This window comes from Actinoplanes solisilvae (genome assembly GCF_003999975.1).
GTDB lineage: Bacteria > Actinomycetota > Actinomycetes > Mycobacteriales > Micromonosporaceae > Actinoplanes > Actinoplanes solisilvae.
The window spans coordinates 243656-261653 of sequence record NZ_RJAC01000002.1 but is presented as its reverse complement, the minus strand read 5'-3'; the positions used below and the strand labels follow the sequence as shown (position 1 = coordinate 261653).

The following is a 17998-nucleotide window of genomic DNA, read 5'->3' as shown; positions in this document are numbered from 1 at the left end:
CACCGATCCTCTCCGCCCGGACACCCGAGCCGCTTCCGGCGGCGACCCTGAGGCCACCCTGAGATCCGGCCGGCCGATACCAGGGGAAGTTCCCCGTGGTCCGGGCGGCCGGAACGTGTGACGATCGAAGGACACGGACCGAGGAGGAACCATCACCGCCGCCACCCCGCCCACGCGCCGGCTCTACCGGCCGCGCGACCACCGCGTCATCGCGGGCGTCGCGTCCGGTCTCGCGCGGCACCTGGGCGTTCCGGTTCTGGTCGTGCGCATCGCGCTGGTGGTGCTGCTCGGCTTCAACGGCCTCGGCCTGCTTCTCTACGCGGCCTTCTGGGCCGTGCTTCCGCAAGAGGCGGCGACCGCCGACCCGCCCCAGCGCCGCGAGCTGGGCATGCTGCTCCCGTTCGCCGCCATCGGCCTCGGCGTCGTGCTGCTCCAGACGCTGGTCTTCGACGACAACGTCGCCGGCACGGCGGGCTGGCTCATCGCGGTCGTCGCGGTCGGCGCCGGCATCATCTGGCACCAGTCCGACCCGTCCCGCCGTCACCTGGGCGGCTCGATGCCGCAGCAGCCGTGGCTGGCCGCCGTGGTGGCCGAGAGCGACCGCCGCTTCTTCCTCTTCCGCTTCATCGGCGGCGGGGTGCTGGTCGCCACCGGCATCATCGGCGTGGTCGCGGTCTACGCCCCGGCCGACAGCCTCACCTCGGTGGTCAACGGGGTCATCTTCGCCCTGGTCGGCCTGCTCGGCGTCGGCGTGGTGGCCGCGCCGCTGCTGTGGCGCATGTTCAACCAGTTGCGCACCGAGCGCGAGGGCCGCATCCGCGAGCAGGAACGGGCCGAGCTGGCCGCCATGATTCACGACCAGGTGCTGCACACGCTCGCCCTGATCCAGCGCAACTCGACCGACATCAAAGAGGTGCAGCGGCTCGCCCGGGGTCAGGAGCGCAGCCTGCGCAACTGGCTCTACAAGCCGGCCGCCTCGCCGACCGAGCGGTTCGCCGCCGCCCTCGAGCAGGCCGCCGCCGAGGTGGAAGACACCTATGCGATCACCGTCGAGACGGTCGTGGTCGGCGACACCGAGTGCGACGAGCGGGTCGCGGCCCTGGTCGCGGCGGCCCGCGAGGCGCTGGTCAACGCGGCCCGCCACGCCGGCGTGCAGACCGTCTCGCTCTACGCCGAGGTCGAGCAGGGAGAGTCTTCGGCCGGGTCAGGGGCGGTGGCGGGGCGGTCGGACGGGGAACTCAGTGTCTTCGTGCGCGACCGCGGTGTCGGTTTCGAGCTCTCCGGCGTGCAGGAATCACGGCACGGCGTGCGAGGCTCCATCATCGGGCGCATGCAGCGCCACGGTGGCAAGGCGGAGATCCGTAGCGCTCCCGGCGACGGCACAGAGGTCAGGCTGACCATGTCCCCGTCGCGGGACAGCGCGTCGGCCGTTAAGGAGGCAGCACGATGACCGAGCCCGAGACCAGCCCGACCGACCGGCGGCTGACCGTTTTCCTCGTCGACGACCACGCGATGTTCCGCGCCGGTGTCCGGGCCGAGCTGGGTGCGCACGTCGAGGTGGTCGGCGAGGCGAGCTCGGTGGCCGAGGCAGTCAGCAAGATCGCCGCGATCGAGCCTGACGTGGTGCTGCTCGACGTGCACATGCCCGACGGCGGTGGCCGCGCCGTGCTCGACTCGATGCGCCGCAGCCACCCCCACGTCCGCTTCCTGGCCCTGTCGGTCTCCGACGCCGCCGAAGACGTGATCGGTCTGATCCGGGCCGGCGCCCGCGGCTACGTGACCAAGACCATCTCGCCCGACGAGCTCGCCGCGGCGATCCGCCGGGTGGCCGACGGCGACGCCGTCTTCAGCCCGCGGCTGGCCGGGTTCGTGCTCGACGCGTTCGCCTCGCGGCCCGACGTGCCGGTTGCCGACCCCGAGCTCGATCAGCTCACCAACCGCGAGCGCGAGGTGCTGCGCCTGCTCGCCCGGGGCTACGCCTACAAAGAGATCGCCAAGGAGTTGTTCATCTCGATCAAGACCGTCGAGACCCACGTCTCGAATGTCCTGCGCAAGCTCCAGATGAGCAACCGTTACGAATTGTCACGATGGGCGGCGGATCGTCGCCTCGTCTGAGCACTCAGGACGGTCCCGCTGCGGTTAGTCGCCGTTCGCGTACCGCCTGACATCGTTGCAGCTCAGGCGCTTCTGTCTGGCCGGGGAAGCGGCTCCCACCTGGGGTCTGGCTAATATCGGCTTGATAACGGGGCTCTGGCAGCCATTGGCTCTGTGTCACAGTTGCTGCGTCTCACACGACCCCCGTGAGCGCCCTGAAGGAGGCACCCCCCACATGCCTGGGAAAAGCCCGTGGAAGATGGCGGCCGGAGCGGCCGCCATCGTCTTGTTGGCGGCCGGTTGCAGCGGCAGCACCTCGGAGGACACCGAATCTCTGCCGAACAGCATCAGCATCGGCATCGTCGAACCGTCGAGCCTGGTCCCGTCCAACACTGTCGAGGCGAACGGCTCTCAGGTGCTTGCCTCGCTGTTCTATCCGCTGGTGCGGTTCGACGCGAAGGGCGCGCCCTACCCGGTCGCCGCGCAGTCGATCACCGCTGACAAGCAGAAGCGGGTCTGGACGGTCAAGCTGCGCCCGGGCTTCACCTTCAGCAACGGCGAGCCGGTGACGGCCGACAACTACGTCAACGCGTGGAACTACGGCGCCTACGGGCCGCACGCCCAGGACGCGTCCTACTTCTTCAAGCGCATCGACGGCTACGCCGACCTGCAGGGCAAGGACGCCGACGGCGACGGCCCCCAGAAGCCGGGCGAGCCCAAGGCCAAAGAGATGCGCGGGCTCAAGAAGGTCGACAACCTGACCTTCCGGGTGACCCTCACCGAGGGCTTCGCCGGGTGGGCGTCCGTCATGGGCTACGACGCGTTCTACCCGCTGCCCAAGGCCGCCTTCTCGGGTGAGGGCGAGCTCAAGAAGGACTTCGGCGAGGCGCCGATCGGCAACGGCCCCTTCAAGATCAAGGGCAAGTGGGAGCACGACGAGAAGATCGTCGTCGAGCAGGTCGCCGACTTCAAGGGCACGGTGCCCAAGGTCGCCGCCATCACCTGGAAGATCTATCAGGACCTCGGCGCCCAGTACGCCGACCTGGTCGCGGGCAACCTCGACGTCGAGACGAAGATCCCGATCGAGAGCCTCGGCTCGGCCTCCGGTGACCTCGGTAACCGCCTCGGCAAGTCGCCCAGCTCGGCGTTCCACTTCGTCGGCTTCCCGGTCTACGAGCAGAAGTACAAGAACCCGGACGTACGCCGTGCCCTGTCCATGGCGATCAACCGCGGGGAGATGACCGACCAGGTCTTCCTCGGAGCCGAGACGCCGGCCAACGGTTTCGTGTCGCCCGTCGTGAACGGGGCCCGCCCGAACGCCTGCGGCGAGGCGTGTGAGTACAACCCCACCAAGGCCCGGCAGCTCTACACGGCGGCCGACGGCCCGAAGGACATCAAGATCACGTACAACGTCGACGGCGGCCACAAGGCCTGGGTCGACGCGATGTGCAACCAGATCAAGGCGTCCCTCGGCATCAACTGCACCGGCGTGGGCGAGCCGAAGCTCAAGACCCTGCTCGACAAGGTGCGGGCCAAGCAGGACGTCGGCCTCATCCGTCTGGCCTGGACGATGGACTACCCGCTGATGGAGAGCTACCTCGGTCCGCTCTTCACCAGCGACGGCTCGTCGAACTACTACGGCTACAAGAACAGCACGTTCGACAGCCTGGTCCGGCAGGGCTCCGCGGCGACGGACACCGCCCAGGCCGTGAAGCTGTGGCGCGAGGCCGAGGACATCCTGGTCAAGGACATGCCGGTGCTGCCGCTGCGGTTCGGCCAGAACGTGTTCGGCTACTCCGAGAGGGTCACCGACGTGACCATGGACCCCTTCCAGAAGGTCGACATCTACGCGATCGATATCGCTGGTTAATGAGGTTTATTCAGGCTTCGGTGGACAGAGGGCTTGACCTGGGCCGTCGCGCTAGCCTGAATAATCCTCATTTCTGACCGCTCGAACGGTGGTGGCGCCACGGTTGAGGTGAAACCGTGGCGCCACCGCTGTGCCCCTCGCCCAAAAGGCCACATAAATGTTCCGCTACATCGTGCGGCGCCTGCTCCAGATGGTCCTCACCTTCTTCGGGGCCACCTTCATCGTCTACGCGCTGATGTTCGCCAACGTGGACGATCCCCTCCAGGCGCTCGCCGGTGATCGACCGATCACCGACAGTCAACGGGCTGTCCTCGAGGCCCGCTACCACCTCGACGACGGCTTCTTCACGCAGTACTGGCACTACGTGTCGGGCCTGCTCACCGGGGACTTCGGTCAGTCGCTCACCGGGCGCCCGATCAGCGAGATGCTGGCCCAGGCCTGGCCGGTCACCGTCCGGCTGGCCCTGTTCGCGATCGTCATCGCGGCCGTCATCGCAGTCGGCGCCGGCGTGCTCTCGGGCATCCGGCGCGGCGGCGCGTTCGACACCGCCACCCTCGTGCTGACCCTGCTCGTGCTGGCCATGCCGATCGTCGTGCTGGCGCCGCTGGCCCAGCTGGTCTTCGGCATCCAGCTCGGCTGGTTCCCGCCCACCGCGACGCGCGACGCGAACCTCTACGAGCTCCTGCTGCCCGCGCTGGTGCTGGGCACGCTCGTGGTCGCGACCGAGCTGCGGGTGACCCGTACGTCAGTGGCCGAGAATCTGCGCGCGGACTATGTGCGTACGGCTAGGGCCAAGGGCCTCGCCCCCAAGCGCGTCATCGGCGTACACGTTCTGCGTAATTCACTGATTCCGGTGATCACCCTGATCGGTGTGGACATCGGCGCCCTCATGTCGGGGGCGGTCGTGACCGAGGGCGTCTTCAACATCCCCGGCGTCGGCTTCAACCTGCTGCGCGGCATCCGTACGGAGGACGGCCCGCTCGTGGTCGGCTTCGTGAGCGTGCTGGTGATCGTCTTCCTGGTGATCAACCTGATCGTCGACCTGCTCTACGCCGCTCTCGACCCCCGGATCCGCTATGAGTGACTACAACGCCGTCTCCACGGTGGAAGCCCCGGGCAAGTCCCGCACCCTCGCCGGTGACGCCTGGCTCGACCTGCGTTCGCGCAAAGTCTTCTGGATCGCCGCCGTACTGGTCGTGGTGATCCTGGTGATGGCGTTCTGGCCGTCGCTGTTCACCTCGGTCGACCCGCGGGACTGCCTGCTTGCCCGTAAGCACGCCGGCGCCTCCGGCGGTGCCCTCTTCGGGTACGACTTCCAGGGCTGCGACGTCTATGCCAAGACCGTCTACGGCGCCCGCGACTCGATCGTCGTCAGCGTCAGCGCGACCCTCGTCGCCGGCCTGATCGGACTTGTTGTCGGGCTGCTGGCCGGCTACTTCGGCGGCTGGCTCGACGCCCTGCTCTCCCGCTTCGTCGACGTCATGCTGGCCATCCCGTTCCTGCTCGGCGCGATCGTGCTGGCCAAGCGGCTCTCGGCCGACCCGCAGAGCAACGGGATCGTCGCCGTGATCGTCACCCTCGGCGTGCTCGGCTGGACCACCGCGGCCCGGGTGATGCGCTCGGCCGTGATCGAGGCGAAGAACCAGGACTACGTCACCGCGGCCCGGATGCTCGGCGCGAGCCCGGCCCGGCTGATGCTGCGGCACATCCTGCCGAATGCGTTCGGCCCGTTCATCGTCGTACTGACCGTCCTGCTCGGCATCAACATCGCCGGCGAGGCCACCCTGTCCTACCTGGGGGTCGGTCTCAAGGGCGACGCGATCAGCTGGGGGCTCGCGATCGCCGAGGCCGGGCCGTACGCCCGTACGGCCGCTGGGCCTTTGGTCTGGCCCTCGGTCTTCCTGGCGGCCACCGTGCTCGCCTTCATCATGCTCGGCGACGCGGTGCGCGACGCCTTCGACCCGAAACTGCGGTGAGGCGCCGATGACCGACATTCGAGCTCACCTGGACGCCCTGCCCGGCGTCGACCCCCGTGCGCCCCTGCTCGAGGTCCGCGACCTGCACGTCGAGTTCCGCACCCGCGACGGCGTGGCCCGCGCGGTCAACGGCGTCGACCTGCGGCTCAACCCCGGCGAGACGCTCGCCGTGCTGGGCGAGTCGGGCTGCGGCAAGTCGGTGACGGCGCAGGCGATCATGGGCATTCTCGACACCCCGCCCGGTCACGTGACCCGCGGCGAGGTGCGCTACCGCGGCGTCGACCTGCTGCGCCTGCCCGAGGCCGACCGCCGCAAGGTGCGGGCCAACCGCATCGCGATGGTCTTCCAAGATGCGCTCAGCGCCCTCAACCCGGTCTACACGGTCGGTTTCCAGCTCGCCGAACAGTTCCGGATGCACCGCGGCATGTCCCGCAAGGACGCCAAGCAGCGCGCCGTCGAACTGCTCGACCAGGTACGCATCCCGGACGCTCGCCGCCGCGTCGACGACTACCCGCACCAGTTCTCCGGCGGCATGCGCCAGCGCGTCATGATCGCGATGGCGCTCGCCCTCGACCCCGAGGTCCTGATCGCCGACGAGCCCACCACGGCCCTCGACGTCACGGTCCAGGCCCAGATCATGAACCTGCTGGCCGAACTGCAGCAGCAGCGCGGCATGGGCCTGATGCTGATCACGCACGACATGGGCGTGGTCGCGACGGTGGCCGACCGGATCGCGGTCATGTATGCGGGCAAGGTCGTCGAGGAGGCCCCGGTCCACGACATCTACGCCCGCCCCGCGCACGCCTACACCCAGGCGCTGCTCGAATCGATCCCGCGCCTCGACCTCAAGGGCCGTCCGCTGAACGTGATCCGGGGACTGCCGCCCGCGCTCACGGACATCCCCTCCGGCTGCGCGTTCCACCCCCGTTGCACGTACGCCCGGGAGATCTGCCGGCTGGAACCGCCGCCCGCCTATCGGATCGCGCCGCAGCGGATCGCGAGCTGCCACTTCGTCCGGGAGGTCCTCGGTGTCTGACGTCGTGCTCGAAACCCGTGACCTGGTCAAGCACTTCCCGATCAGCAAGGGCGTCGTCCTGAAGACCCAGGTCGGGGCGGTCCGCGCCGTCGACGGAGTGAACCTGCAGCTGCGCCGGGGCGAGACGCTGGGCATCGTGGGGGAGTCGGGCTGCGGCAAGTCGACGCTGGCCAAGCTCCTGGTCGGTCTGGAGAAGCCGACCCGCGGCGAGATCCAGGTGCGCGGCGACGATCTGACCCGATTGACCGGTACGGCGCTGAGGCGCGCGCGCCGCAACATCCAGATGGTCATGCAGGACCCGTACACGTCGCTCAACCCGCGGATGACGGTCGGCGACATCATCGGCGAGCCGTTCGACATCCACCCCGACGCGGTGCCCGGGTACGGCAAGGCGCGCGCGGTGCGAGACCTGCTCGACATCGTCGGGCTGAACCCGGACCACATCAACCGCTACCCGCACCAGTTCTCGGGCGGCCAGCGCCAGCGCATCGGCATCGCCCGCGCCCTGGCCCTGCGCCCCGAGATCATCGTCTGCGACGAGCCGGTCTCGGCCCTGGACGTGTCCATCCAGGGCCAGGTGATCAACCTGCTCGAGAGTCTGCAGCGCGAGCTGGGCCTCTCCTACGTGTTCATCGCCCACGACCTGTCGGTGGTCCGCCACATCTCCGACCGCGTCGCCGTCATGTACCTCGGCAAGATCGTCGAGACCGGCAACGACGTGGCGATCTACGACCAGCCGACCCACCCCTACACGCAGGCGCTGCTGTCGGCCGTGCCCGTGCCCGACCCGCGCCTGCGCGGCCACCGCGACCAGATCATGCTCGAGGGCGACGTGCCGTCCCCGGCCGACCCGCCCTCAGGCTGCCGCTTCCGCACCCGCTGCTGGAAGGCCCAGCCCCACTGCGCCGACCAGGAGCCCCGCCTCGAACTGCGGCAGCGCTCGTCCCACCCGAGCGCCTGCCACTACGCCGAGCCGAGGATCACGACCCGCCACTACTGAGGTGTAGGCCATCGCCCGGTGATGAGCCGCGCCGGATGATCACAACGGGCCACGACCGGCCCGCAGGATCATCAACGCGACCTGCGCGCCGTCGGGACCCAGGGCCTCACGGAAGCGCTCGACGATCTCCCGCTCCCGGGAGAGCACCAGGCGGGTGCCTCCGCTGGCCATGCGGGTGCGGCCGACCTGCTGAGACAGGCCGGCACGTTCCAGCCACAGGTCGATGATCTGCTGGTCGATCTCGTCGATCCGCTCGCGCATGGCGCGGATCTCGTGGGCGGCCAGCGGCTCGTCGGTGCCGGTGGCCTGCTGCGGCTTGTCGGCGTCGGCGGCGTCAGCCGCGTCAGCGGTCCGGTCGGCGGTGTCGGCGGTCATGGCGTGCTCCTCGGGTGCTTGCGCCCCGGTCGACCCGGCCCGGGCAGCAACAAGCCCCGGGCGGTGAAGCCCGGGGCCTGTTGTAGGTCTGTCGCTCAGACGCGTCCTACGGCTGCCGAACCTCCGGTGCCATAGTAAAAAAATCGCGCGCGCTGAATCACGCTGCCGAGTATGCCCCCGCCGCGAACGGCTCCGCAAGGAAACCGCCCGAACCGTGGGACAGCGTCACCATCACCGCGCTGACCTCAGGCGATGGTGCTGATGCGGTTGGCCGGGCCCGGGGCCACGGGTGCTCCCGCGCCGAGGTAGGCCACCAGAGCGTCGACGTCGAAGCCCGGTGCGGTGACCCGCCCCGTTCCGGCGGTCAGCGTCGAGAAGCCGTCGCCGCCGTTGGCCAGGAAGTCGTTCGTGGTGACCTGGTAGGAGGCGGCCGGGTCGATCGGCGTGCCGTTCAGCGCCAGGTTCGACACCTTCGCGCCGAGCGGAGCCGAGGCGCTCCATGTGTAGGTGAACCCGTTCGACACCTGCAGGATCTTCGTGGTCGTCTGCCCGGCCTGGCCCGCGAACTGCTGTTCCAGCACCGCGTCGAGCTGGGCCCCGGTGAGCGCCTGGGTGACCACGAGGTTGTTGAATGGCTGCACCGTGAACGCCTCGCCGTAGGTCACCTCGCCGTTCGCCTCGCCGCCGGACGACTGCTCGGCGTCGAAGTCGGCCCGGATGCCGCCCGGGTTCATCAGCGCGATCTGAGCACCCACGCCGACGGTGCGGGCGAGCTGGGCGTCGGCGATCACGTCGCCGAGCGGGCTCTCGCCGGCCGGCGTCGCGGTGCGGGTGATGTCGGCCGTGATGCGCCCGACGATGCGGTTGGCGATCGGCGCGACCGCCGTGCGGTATTTGTCGGCGATCTTCTTGGCCGCCGCGTCGACCGTGTCGGGGTTCTTGAGGAAGACCCCGTTCGCGTCGCGCCGCCAGCCGCCGTTGCCGTCGGGCACCCCGTTCTCGACGATCACGTTCTTCGCCGTGATCTCGGCGAAGCGCCCGGTGCGGCGGTCGACGGTCCAGTCGATGTCGCTGACGAGCTGGCCGTTGGTGCCGGCGCTGGTGACGACCGACGTGCCCTTCTTGTTGGGCAGCGTGCACGAGTAGAACCGGTGGGTGTGACCCGAGACGACCAGGCCGAACTCGGGGTTGAGGCCGGCCACGATCGGCACGATCGGCCCGGTGAAGCCGGTGCAGTCGGAGACGCCCGGGGTCGGCGTGGCCGTGGCCTGCGAGCCACCCTCGTGCACCAGCAGCACCTGCGCCTTGACGCCGAGCAGCTTGAGCACGTTGCCCCACTTGTTGGCCGTCTCGACCTCGTCGGCGAAGCGCACCTTGGTGATGCCGGCCGGATTGACGATCGCGGCCGTGCCCTCGAGGGTCATGCCGACGAAGCCCACCGGCACCCCGTTGACGATCTTGATGTCGATCGGCGGCAGGATCGGCAGGCCGGTCTTGCGGTTGATCGTGTTCGCGGCCAGGTAGGTGAATTTCGCCCCGCCGAAGCCGTCGCCGTCCTGGCAGCCGTCGGCCGGGTGACAGCCGCCACGCTGCATGCGGATCAGCTCGTCGACGCCCTCGTCGAACTCGTGGTTGCCGACCGAGCTGACCTGCAGGCCGATCTGGTTCATCAACTCAATGGTCGGCTCGTCGTGGAACGCGGCGCTGACCAGCGGGGTCGCGCCGATCAGGTCGCCCGCGCCGACGGTGATCGTCGAGCGGCCGTCGGCCTTGGCCTCGGCGCGCAGCTTCTTGAGGTTGGTCGCCAGGTATTCGACACCGCCCGCGGGAGTGGAGGTGCCGGCCGCGTTGACCACCGCGCCACTGCCGCTCGGCGGGTCGATCGCGCCGTGGAAGTCGTTGTAGCTCAGGAACTGGCCCTTGACGGTGGCGCCGTGGGGCAGGCCGTAGTTGACGCTGACGGGCTGGAACTCGGGCGGCGCGGCCGCCGCGGACCGCTGGGCGCCGGGGGCCGGCGCCAGCACGGCGACGACGGCCAGGGCCAGCGCCGGCACCGCGAGGTGACGCAGGGCGGCCCGGCCGCGAGGACGGGGACGGTGCATGGTCTTCGATCCCCCGATCGGGTGGTGGTCGGTCGACTCCGACAGCCTGGTGCATCGACGGTGGTCGCGCCACCGCCTGTGGACAAAGGACGAGTGTCTTCAAGCCGATCGATGGAGGTCGAGCGGCCGGCGATTCTTGTCGGGGGGTCGGCATAGACTTGCCCGGCGATGCGACCTACTTCTGAAACCACCGACGGCGCCCTGTTCGCCATGCCGGCGACGCGCCCGCCCGCCGAGGCTCCCCAGCGGCGGCGGCTCGACCCTGAGTCCCTGCTCACAGGGCTCAACGGGCCCCAGCGCGACGCCGTGACCCATGCCGGTTCCCCCCTGCTGATCGTGGCCGGCGCCGGCTCGGGCAAGACCCGGGTGCTGACCCATCGCATCGCCTATCTGCTGGCCGAGCGCGACGTACACCCCGGCCAGATCATCGCGATCACCTTCACCAACAAGGCCGCCGGCGAGATGAAGGAGCGGGTGGCCCATCTGGTCGGCCCGCGCGCCCGGCTGATGTGGGTGTCGACGTTCCACTCGGCCTGCGTGCGCATCCTGCGCGCCGAGCACGAACACGCCGGTTTGAAGAGCACGTTCTCGATCTACGACGCCGACGACTCGCGCCGCCTCATGACGCTGGTGATCCGCGAGCTCGACCTCGACCCCAAGCGCTATTCCGCGCGCGGCCTCGCCGCCCAGGTCTCGAACCTGAAGAACGAGCTGATCGAGCCCGAGGACTACAAGGAGAAGGCGAAGGGCCCCAACGAGCGGGCCGTCGCCGAGGCCTACGAGCTCTATCAGCGCCGCCTCCGCGAGGCCCACGCGCTCGACTTCGACGACATCATCATGACCACCGTCCATCTGCTCCAGTCGCATCCCCACGTTGCCGAGGCCTATCGTCGCCGGTTCCGGCACGTCCTCGTCGACGAATACCAGGACACCAACCACGCGCAGTACATGTTGGTGAAAGCGCTGGTGGGTGAGGCCGGGGGAGAGGTCGAACCGGGCGAGTTGTGTGTGGTGGGCGACGCCGACCAGTCGATCTACGCGTTCCGCGGCGCCACGATCCGCAACATCCTCGAGTTCGAGCGCGACTACCCCGACGCCCGCACGATCCTGCTCGAGCAGAACTACCGCTCCACCCAGACGATCCTGTCGGCCGCCAACGCGGTGATCGACCGCAACACGTCCCGCAAGCCCAAGCGACTCTGGAGCGACCAGGGCGCCGGCGAGCAGATCGTCGGCTACGTCGCCGACACCGAGCATGCCGAGGCCGACTGGGTGGCCCGCGAAATTGACCGCCTGGGTGACCGGGAGGGCGTGCGCCCCGGCGACGTGGCCGTCTTCTACCGCACCAACGCGCAGTCCCGCGTCTTCGAAGAGGTGTTCATCCGCGTCGGCCTGCCCTACAAGGTCGTCGGCGGGGTCCGGTTCTACGAGCGCAAAGAGGTCCGCGACGCGCTGGCCTACCTGCGTGCCGTGGTCAACGACGACGACGTGGTCAGCCTGCGCCGCGTGCTCAACACCCCCAAGCGCGGCATCGGCGACCGGGCCGAGGCCTGCGTCGAGGCGCTGTCGAACCGTGACCGGCTCTCGTTCGGCCAGGCCCTGCGCCACGCGAAGGACGCCCCCGGCATCTCCACCCGCGCCGCGAACAGCATCGCCGACTTCGTCCAGCTCCTCGACGACCTGCGCGAACTCTCGGCCACCGCCCCGCCCGAAGAGGTGCTCGAGCTGGCGCTGCAGCGTTCGGGCCTGCTCTCCGAGCTGGAAGACAGCCTCGACCCGCAAGACCAGGGCCGCGTCGAGAACCTGCAGGAACTCGTCAGCGTCGCCCGCGAATACACCGAACGTGTCGAGGCCCTGGCCGCCGAGGAGGACGAGGCTCCCGCCGCCACCCTGGCCGGCTTCCTCGAGCAGGTCGCGCTGGTCGCCGACGCCGACCAGCTCCCCGACGACGACCCCGACCACCAGGGCGTGGTCACGCTGATGACGCTGCACACGGCCAAGGGCCTGGAGTTCCCGGTCGTCTTCCTGACCGGCCTGGAAGACGGCGTCTTCCCGCACACCCGCGCGCTGGGCGACAACAACGAGCTGGAAGAGGAGCGGCGCCTGGCCTATGTCGGCATCACCCGCGCCCGCCAGCGGCTCTACCTGTCCCGCGCGGTCACCCGGGGCGCCTGGGGCCAGCCGCAGTACAACCCGCCCTCCCGCTTCACCGACGAGCTGCCGTCCGAGCTGGTCCGCTGGGAGCGTACGGGCTCCTCGTACACGTCATGGTCGGGCACCGGCGGCGGCGTGGGTGGCCGCGGCGGGGGCGACCGTTCCCGCGGCGGCGGCTTCTCCGGCGGCACCCCGAAGGCCCAGCAGCTGGCAAGCCGCCTGGGCATCGACGCGAGCCGCCTCTCGACCGCGAGCGAGCTGAAGCAACCCCCGAAGGTCTCGGCCGGCGACCGCGTCAACCACCAGCGCTACGGGCTGGGCCGCGTCGTCACCGTCGAGGGTGAGGGCGCCGGCGCGCGTGCCCAGGTCGACTTCGGCGATCAGGTGATGTGGCTGATCCTGCGCCACGCCCCGATCGAGAAGCTGTAGGTCAGCACCCCACAACGGTCACACCACGGTCGCGCAGCCACGTCGTCGGCTCGACCGGGTTCTTGTACGCCCCCAGGTGCACCTCGAAATGCAGGTGCGGCCCGGTCGAGTGCCCGGTCGACCCTTCGTCCCCGATCTGCTCACCCGCCACGACCCGCTGCCCGTCCCGCACGGCGATCGCCGACATGTGCCCGTAATGCGTGAGATAACCGTTTCCGTGGTCGATCAGCACGGCCAGCCCGTACCCCTGAGCCTCGCCCGCCCGCACCACCACACCGTTCCCGGCGGCCAGAATCGGTGACCCGGCGGACCCGGCGATGTCGACACCCGCGTGCAGACGCCCCCAGCGCTCGCCGTAGCACGACGTCACGCGTCCGGACGGGTTCGGGTTGACCCACCCTTCAACGACCGGCGCGACCTTCGGGGCGACGGTCGGGCGGGACTTGAGCCTGCGGGCCGAGGCGACGGCCGTACCCTCAGCGGGTTTCCACGGGCCGACAGCCGCCGGGCGGCCATCGGGCGCCGGCGGCGGCTCAGCCGGGACGATGAAGGAGACGGCTCTCTTGTCGGCGGCGGCGTCGGCCGCAGCCGTCCCTCCGGCCACACCCGTGGCCAGGGCAGCGCCCAACCCCACGGTCAGCAGCCCGGCGCGGACGCGATTACTGGAGAGAGGGCGGAAAGCGCGGTGTCGCCCGGCCTGTCCGCGGCGGTGACGCCCGGCGGAACGGGTCTCGGTTCGATGCGGCACGCGGTACTACCTCCCAGGCTGAACGGAGCTCCGACATCTGCCTGTCGGCGTGCCGAAGTCGTGCCTGAGTGGGGTTGGCGGGGTTCACCCGAGTGGCAACCGCGCTCCTGCCGGGAGAGACCCGATCAGGAAGCTGCCGCGTACGGGGATTCGACCTGCAGCTTGATGTCGACGCCGCGCTCGGCGAGGAACGGGATCGGGTCGGTCGGGTTGCCGTCGACGTGGATCTCGAGGTGCAGATGCGTGCCGTAGGAGGCGCCCGTCTTGCCGACCTCGCCGATGACCTGGCCCGCCTTGACGACGTCGCCCTTCTTGACGAGCAGCCGGCGCGAGTGGCCGTAGACGACCTCGTTGCCGTCGTCGTCGGCGATGGTGATCGCGTAGCCGTAGCCGCCGAAGTAGCCGGCCTGGGTGACCTTGCCACCGTGGATCGCCTTGTAGGGCAGGCCCTCGGGGGCGGCCAGGTCGATGCCGGCGTGCAGCTTGCCCCAGCGCATGCCGTAGGCCGACGTGAACTCGTAGTCGTCCATCGGCAGCAGCCAGACGTCGGAGGCGCTCTGCTCGGCGCTGACCTTGGTCTTGGCTACCTCGGTGCCGCGGTCGTCGCCACGGGAGGCGGCGCCGGTGTCGGCGTCGCGCTCGGCGAGTGCCTCGGCCACCTGGTTCTGCCCGAGACCCTTGAGGGCCTGCGGGTCGACCGACTTGGCGTCGGGGAGGTTGGAGGCGGCGCCCAGGGCGACGACACCGGCCCCGACGAAGGCCGAGGTGACGGCGATGGCGTAACGGCTGCGCGGAGGGGTGGGTACGCGGCGGCGACCGCGATAACGATCGGGCTCAGACGACAAGCGCTGGCGCACGAACAACCCTCCGTCGGTGGCAAATCGGCGGCGTTCACGGGCCCTAATTCTCGGGTGTTCCGTGTCCGGCCGGGCTGTCAGATCAGCTTTAACTGGTTGGCAGCCGGGAGCCACGGTAGCCAAACGGCTGCCGGGTCACAAGTCCGCAGCGCCAAATCGCTGACAGTTCGTGGTCCACATTGCGCTGTGATTGTCCGAATTCACTACCTTTCCCGGAGTGGCGCCTCGAACACGCCGGGTAATAGCTCGAAAAACAGAAAGTAATGTGACTCAGAATACATTTGTTGTCACTCGCGGTGACGTCGCATTCCGGCGGTCGGCTACCCCGCGACCGCCGGGCAGGTTACCGTTCGTTCAGGTGACAACGCGGTCAGTGGCACGGAGGGTCAGGATGCAGGCACGGATCAGGGTGGTCGTTGCGAAGCCGGGGCTGGACGGCCACGACCGGGGAGCCAAGGTGGTCGCCAGGGCGCTGCGCGACGCCGGTATGGAGGTCGTCTACACGGGCCTGCATCAGACGCCGGAGCAGATCGTCGAGACGGCCATCCAGGAAGACGCGAACGCAATCGGTTTGTCCGTTCTGTCCGGCGCGCACATGACATTGTTCCGGCGCGTTGTCGAACTGCTCGCGGAACGTGACGCGGCCGACATCGTCGTATTCGGCGGAGGCATCATCCCGGCCGACGACATCGCCGAATTGGAAAAGCTCGGGGTCGCGCGCATTTTCACGCCGGGAGCGACTACCGCGTCCATCATCGAATGGGTTCGCGCCAATGTCGCATCACCGGTGGCCTGACCAGCGAATTACCGGCTGAACGGCAGGGGGAGAGGCCGGACGCACCCCTCACACGTCCGGCCTCTCTATGCACGATGCCCCGCCGCCACCCCTCGACCGACAGGGCATCGGCCGCCTGCATGCCGGCGCTTCTCAGCGCTCCGACATCACAATCAACGAGACCCCCGGAACGGGGTTACGCGAAGTACGGGAGTTTCTGCACGTACGTCTGGTGTGCGGTCTTGCACACCGTGCACCCGCGCCTACGGGACGGTAGCCCCGGTCGCTAGTCTGCGAATGAAGGCCCGCAGGGCCGGACATTCTTCACGCCGGCGACGCCGTCAGGGCCGCCGCGCACGTTAGGTCGGGACGCAACGGTACGGCTTGCCGGCGCTTGGCGTCGCGAGCGAAAGGAGACACGTGGACCTGTTCGAGTATCAGGGGCGCGACCTCTTCGAACGGCACGGGCTGCCCGTGCTGGGCGGTGGCGTCGCCGAGACCCCGCAGGAGGCCCGGGCCATCGCCGAGCGCCTCGGCGGCAAGGTCGTCGTCAAGGCGCAGGTCAAGGTCGGCGGCCGAGGCAAGGCGGGCGGCGTCAAGCTGGCCGACGGTGCCGACGAGGCCGAGGCCCGCGCGACGGACATCCTGGGCATGGACATCAAGGGCCACACGGTCCACAAGGTGATGCTGGCCGAGACGGCCGACATCAAGGAGGAGTACTACTTCTCCTACCTGCTCGACCGGGCCAACCGCACGTTCCTGTGCATCGCCAGCGTCGCCGGCGGCATGGAGATCGAGACGGTGGCCGAGGAGCAGCCCGACCGGGTCGCCAAGATCGCCATCGACGCCAGCAAGGGTGTCGACGAGGCGAAGGCCCGCGAGATCGTCGCCGCGGCGCAGTACCCGGCCGAGGTCGCCGACCAGATCGTCGACATCGCCGTGAAGCTCTGGCAGGCCTTCGTGGCCGAGGACGCCACCCTGGTCGAGGTCAACCCCCTCGCGAAGGTCGGCGACGGCCGGGTGCTCCTGCTCGACGCCAAGATCACGCTGGACGAGAACGCGGCGTTCCGGCACCCCGACCACGAGGCGCTGGTCGACCAGTCCGCGGTCGACCCGCTGGAGCAGGCGGCCAAGGCCAAGAACCTCAACTACGTCAAGCTGGACGGCGAGGTCGGCATCATCGGCAACGGCGCCGGCCTGGTCATGTCCACTCTCGACGTGGTGGCCTACGCCGGCGAGCGGCACGGCAACGTCAAGCCGGCCAACTTCCTCGACATCGGCGGCGGCGCCAGCGCCCAGGTGATGGCGAACGGCCTCGAGATCGTGCTCGGCGACCCCGCCGTCAAGTCGGTCTTCGTGAACGTCTTCGGCGGCATCACGGCCTGTGACGCGGTGGCCAACGGCATCATCCAGGCCCTCGCCCTGCTCGCCGAGCGCGGCGAGTCGGTCACCAAGCCGCTCGTGGTACGCCTCGACGGCAACAACGCCGAGGCCGGCCGGGCCATCCTCGACGGAGCGAACAACCCGCTGGTCGAGCGGGTGGACACGATGGACGGAGCGGCCGAGCGCGCCGCCGAGCTCGCGGCTGCGGGGAAGTGAACCAATGGCTATCTGGCTGACAAAAGACTCCAAGGTCATCGTCCAGGGCATCACCGGCTCGGAGGGCTCGAAGCACACCCGCCGGATGCTCGCCGCGGGCACCAACGTCGTCGGCGGCGTCAACCCGCGCAAGGCGGGCACGACCGTCGACTTCGACGGCACCGAGCTGCCGGTCTTCGCGACCGTGGCCGAGGCCATCAAGGAGACCGGCGCCGACGTGTCGGTCATCTTCGTGCCGCCGGCGTTCACCAAGAGCGCGGTCGTCGAGGCGATCGACGCCGAGATCCCGCTCGCCGTGGTGATCACCGAGGGCGTGCCGGTGCAGGACTCGGCCGCCTTCTGGGCCTACAACGTGGACCGCGGTCAGAAGACCCGGATCATCGGCCCGAACTGCCCGGGCATCGCGTCGCCGGGCGCCAGCAACGCCGGCATCATCCCGGCCGACATCACCCCGGGCGGCCGCATCGGGCTGGTCAGCAAGAGCGGCACGCTGACCTACCAGCTCATGTACGAGCTGCGCGACTTCGGCTTCTCGACCGCCGTCGGCATCGGCGGCGACCCGATCATCGGCACCACGCACATCGACGCGCTGAAGGCGTTCCAGGACGACCCGGACACCGACGCGATCGTCATGATCGGTGAGATCGGCGGCGACGCCGAGGAGCGGGCCGCCGAGTTCATCAAGGCGAACGTCACCAAGCCGGTCGTCGGCTACATCGCCGGCTTCACCGCCCCGCCCGGCAAGACCATGGGTCACGCCGGCGCGATCATCTCGGGTTCCGCGGGCACCGCGGACGCCAAGAAGGAAGCCCTCGAGGCCGCGGGCGTCAAGGTCGGCAAGACGCCGAGCGAGACCGCCCGGCTCATGCGCGAGGTCATGAGCAAGTAATCCCCGATCGGCGCGCCGTCGTCCGGGTCAATGCGACCTGAATGGCGGCGCGCCGTCGTATCTGCGTCGCCCACCCGGCCCGAGCGTGGAAAGG

The 17998-nt window shown here is 69.4% G+C and carries 15 protein-coding genes; 11 read left to right on the top strand and 4 right to left on the bottom strand.

Features of this window, described 5'->3' with window-relative positions:
* Positions 1-151: 151 nt before the first annotated feature.
* The 7 genes from EER30_RS08020 to EER30_RS07990 all read left to right on the top strand — a co-directional run bounded on the left by EER30_RS08020 (position 152) and on the right by EER30_RS07990 (position 7976).
* Positions 152-1450: an ATP-binding protein gene (locus EER30_RS08020; RefSeq protein ID WP_127499711.1), complete on the top strand. Its 1299-nt coding sequence runs from the start codon at positions 152-154 to the stop codon at positions 1448-1450.
* Entirely contained in the window at positions 1447-2115 is a 669-nt protein-coding gene (locus EER30_RS08015) for a response regulator (RefSeq protein ID WP_127499710.1), read from the top strand. The genes EER30_RS08020 and EER30_RS08015 overlap by 4 nt, the downstream gene beginning before the upstream one ends.
* 214 nt (positions 2116-2329) lie before the next feature.
* Positions 2330-3964, top strand: coding sequence for a peptide ABC transporter substrate-binding protein (locus EER30_RS08010; protein WP_240669883.1), 1635 nt, complete (start codon positions 2330-2332; stop codon positions 3962-3964).
* 157 nt (positions 3965-4121) lie between these two features.
* The gene (locus tag EER30_RS08005; RefSeq protein ID WP_127499709.1) at positions 4122-5048 is read left to right on the top strand and encodes an ABC transporter permease; all 927 of its coding nucleotides are present in this window, start codon (positions 4122-4124) and stop codon (positions 5046-5048) included.
* On the top strand, positions 5041-5940 hold the full coding sequence (locus EER30_RS08000) for an ABC transporter permease (protein WP_127499708.1): 900 nt from the start codon (positions 5041-5043) through the stop codon (positions 5938-5940). The genes EER30_RS08005 and EER30_RS08000 overlap by 8 nt, the downstream gene beginning before the upstream one ends.
* Positions 5941-5947: 7 nt before the next feature.
* On the top strand, positions 5948-6976 hold the full coding sequence (locus tag EER30_RS07995; RefSeq protein WP_127499707.1) for an ABC transporter ATP-binding protein: 1029 nt from the start codon (positions 5948-5950) through the stop codon (positions 6974-6976).
* On the top strand, positions 6969-7976 hold the full coding sequence (locus EER30_RS07990; RefSeq protein WP_127499706.1) for an ABC transporter ATP-binding protein: 1008 nt from the start codon (positions 6969-6971) through the stop codon (positions 7974-7976). The genes EER30_RS07995 and EER30_RS07990 overlap by 8 nt, the downstream gene beginning before the upstream one ends.
* 39 nt (positions 7977-8015) lie before the next feature.
* On the opposite strand, the gene EER30_RS07985 is transcribed toward EER30_RS07990, so the two are convergent.
* Both EER30_RS07985 and EER30_RS07980 read right to left on the bottom strand, forming a co-directional pair.
* Positions 8016-8351, bottom strand: coding sequence for a chorismate mutase (locus EER30_RS07985; RefSeq protein WP_127499705.1), 336 nt, complete (start codon positions 8349-8351; stop codon positions 8016-8018).
* A gap of 245 nt (positions 8352-8596) precedes the next feature.
* Positions 8597-10453: a bifunctional metallophosphatase/5'-nucleotidase gene (locus tag EER30_RS07980; protein WP_127499704.1), complete on the bottom strand. Its 1857-nt coding sequence runs from the start codon at positions 10451-10453 to the stop codon at positions 8597-8599.
* A gap of 210 nt (positions 10454-10663) precedes the next feature.
* Between EER30_RS07980 and pcrA the strand changes: the two genes are divergently transcribed.
* Complete coding sequence (gene pcrA / locus EER30_RS07975; RefSeq protein WP_240669938.1) at positions 10664-13036, top strand: DNA helicase PcrA; 2373 nt, start codon at positions 10664-10666, stop codon at positions 13034-13036.
* Position 13037: 1 nt separating this feature from the next.
* Here the strand turns inward: pcrA and EER30_RS07970 are convergent, their stop codons facing one another.
* Both EER30_RS07970 and EER30_RS07965 read right to left on the bottom strand, forming a co-directional pair.
* Positions 13038-13784 carry a M23 family metallopeptidase gene (locus EER30_RS07970; protein WP_127499702.1) on the bottom strand — a complete coding sequence of 249 codons (747 nt, stop codon included), beginning with the start codon at positions 13782-13784 and terminating at the stop codon, positions 13038-13040.
* A gap of 125 nt (positions 13785-13909) precedes the next feature.
* The gene (locus EER30_RS07965; RefSeq protein WP_127499701.1) at positions 13910-14641 is read right to left on the bottom strand and encodes a M23 family metallopeptidase; all 732 of its coding nucleotides are present in this window, start codon (positions 14639-14641) and stop codon (positions 13910-13912) included.
* 391 nt (positions 14642-15032) lie between these two features.
* Here EER30_RS07965 and icmB point away from each other — a divergent pair, with 391 nt between their 5' ends.
* The 3 genes from icmB to sucD all read left to right on the top strand — a co-directional run bounded on the left by icmB (position 15033) and on the right by sucD (position 17904).
* The gene (gene icmB / locus EER30_RS07960) at positions 15033-15437 is read left to right on the top strand and encodes a coenzyme B12-dependent isobutyryl CoA mutase small subunit (protein ID WP_127499700.1); all 405 of its coding nucleotides are present in this window, start codon (positions 15033-15035) and stop codon (positions 15435-15437) included.
* Positions 15438-15836: 399 nt separating this feature from the next.
* Positions 15837-17015, top strand: coding sequence for an ADP-forming succinate--CoA ligase subunit beta (gene sucC / locus EER30_RS07955; RefSeq protein ID WP_127499699.1), 1179 nt, complete (start codon positions 15837-15839; stop codon positions 17013-17015).
* 4 nt (positions 17016-17019) lie between these two features.
* Positions 17020-17904: a succinate--CoA ligase subunit alpha gene (gene sucD / locus EER30_RS07950; protein ID WP_127499698.1), complete on the top strand. Its 885-nt coding sequence runs from the start codon at positions 17020-17022 to the stop codon at positions 17902-17904.
* Positions 17905-17998: the final 94 nt, after the last annotated feature.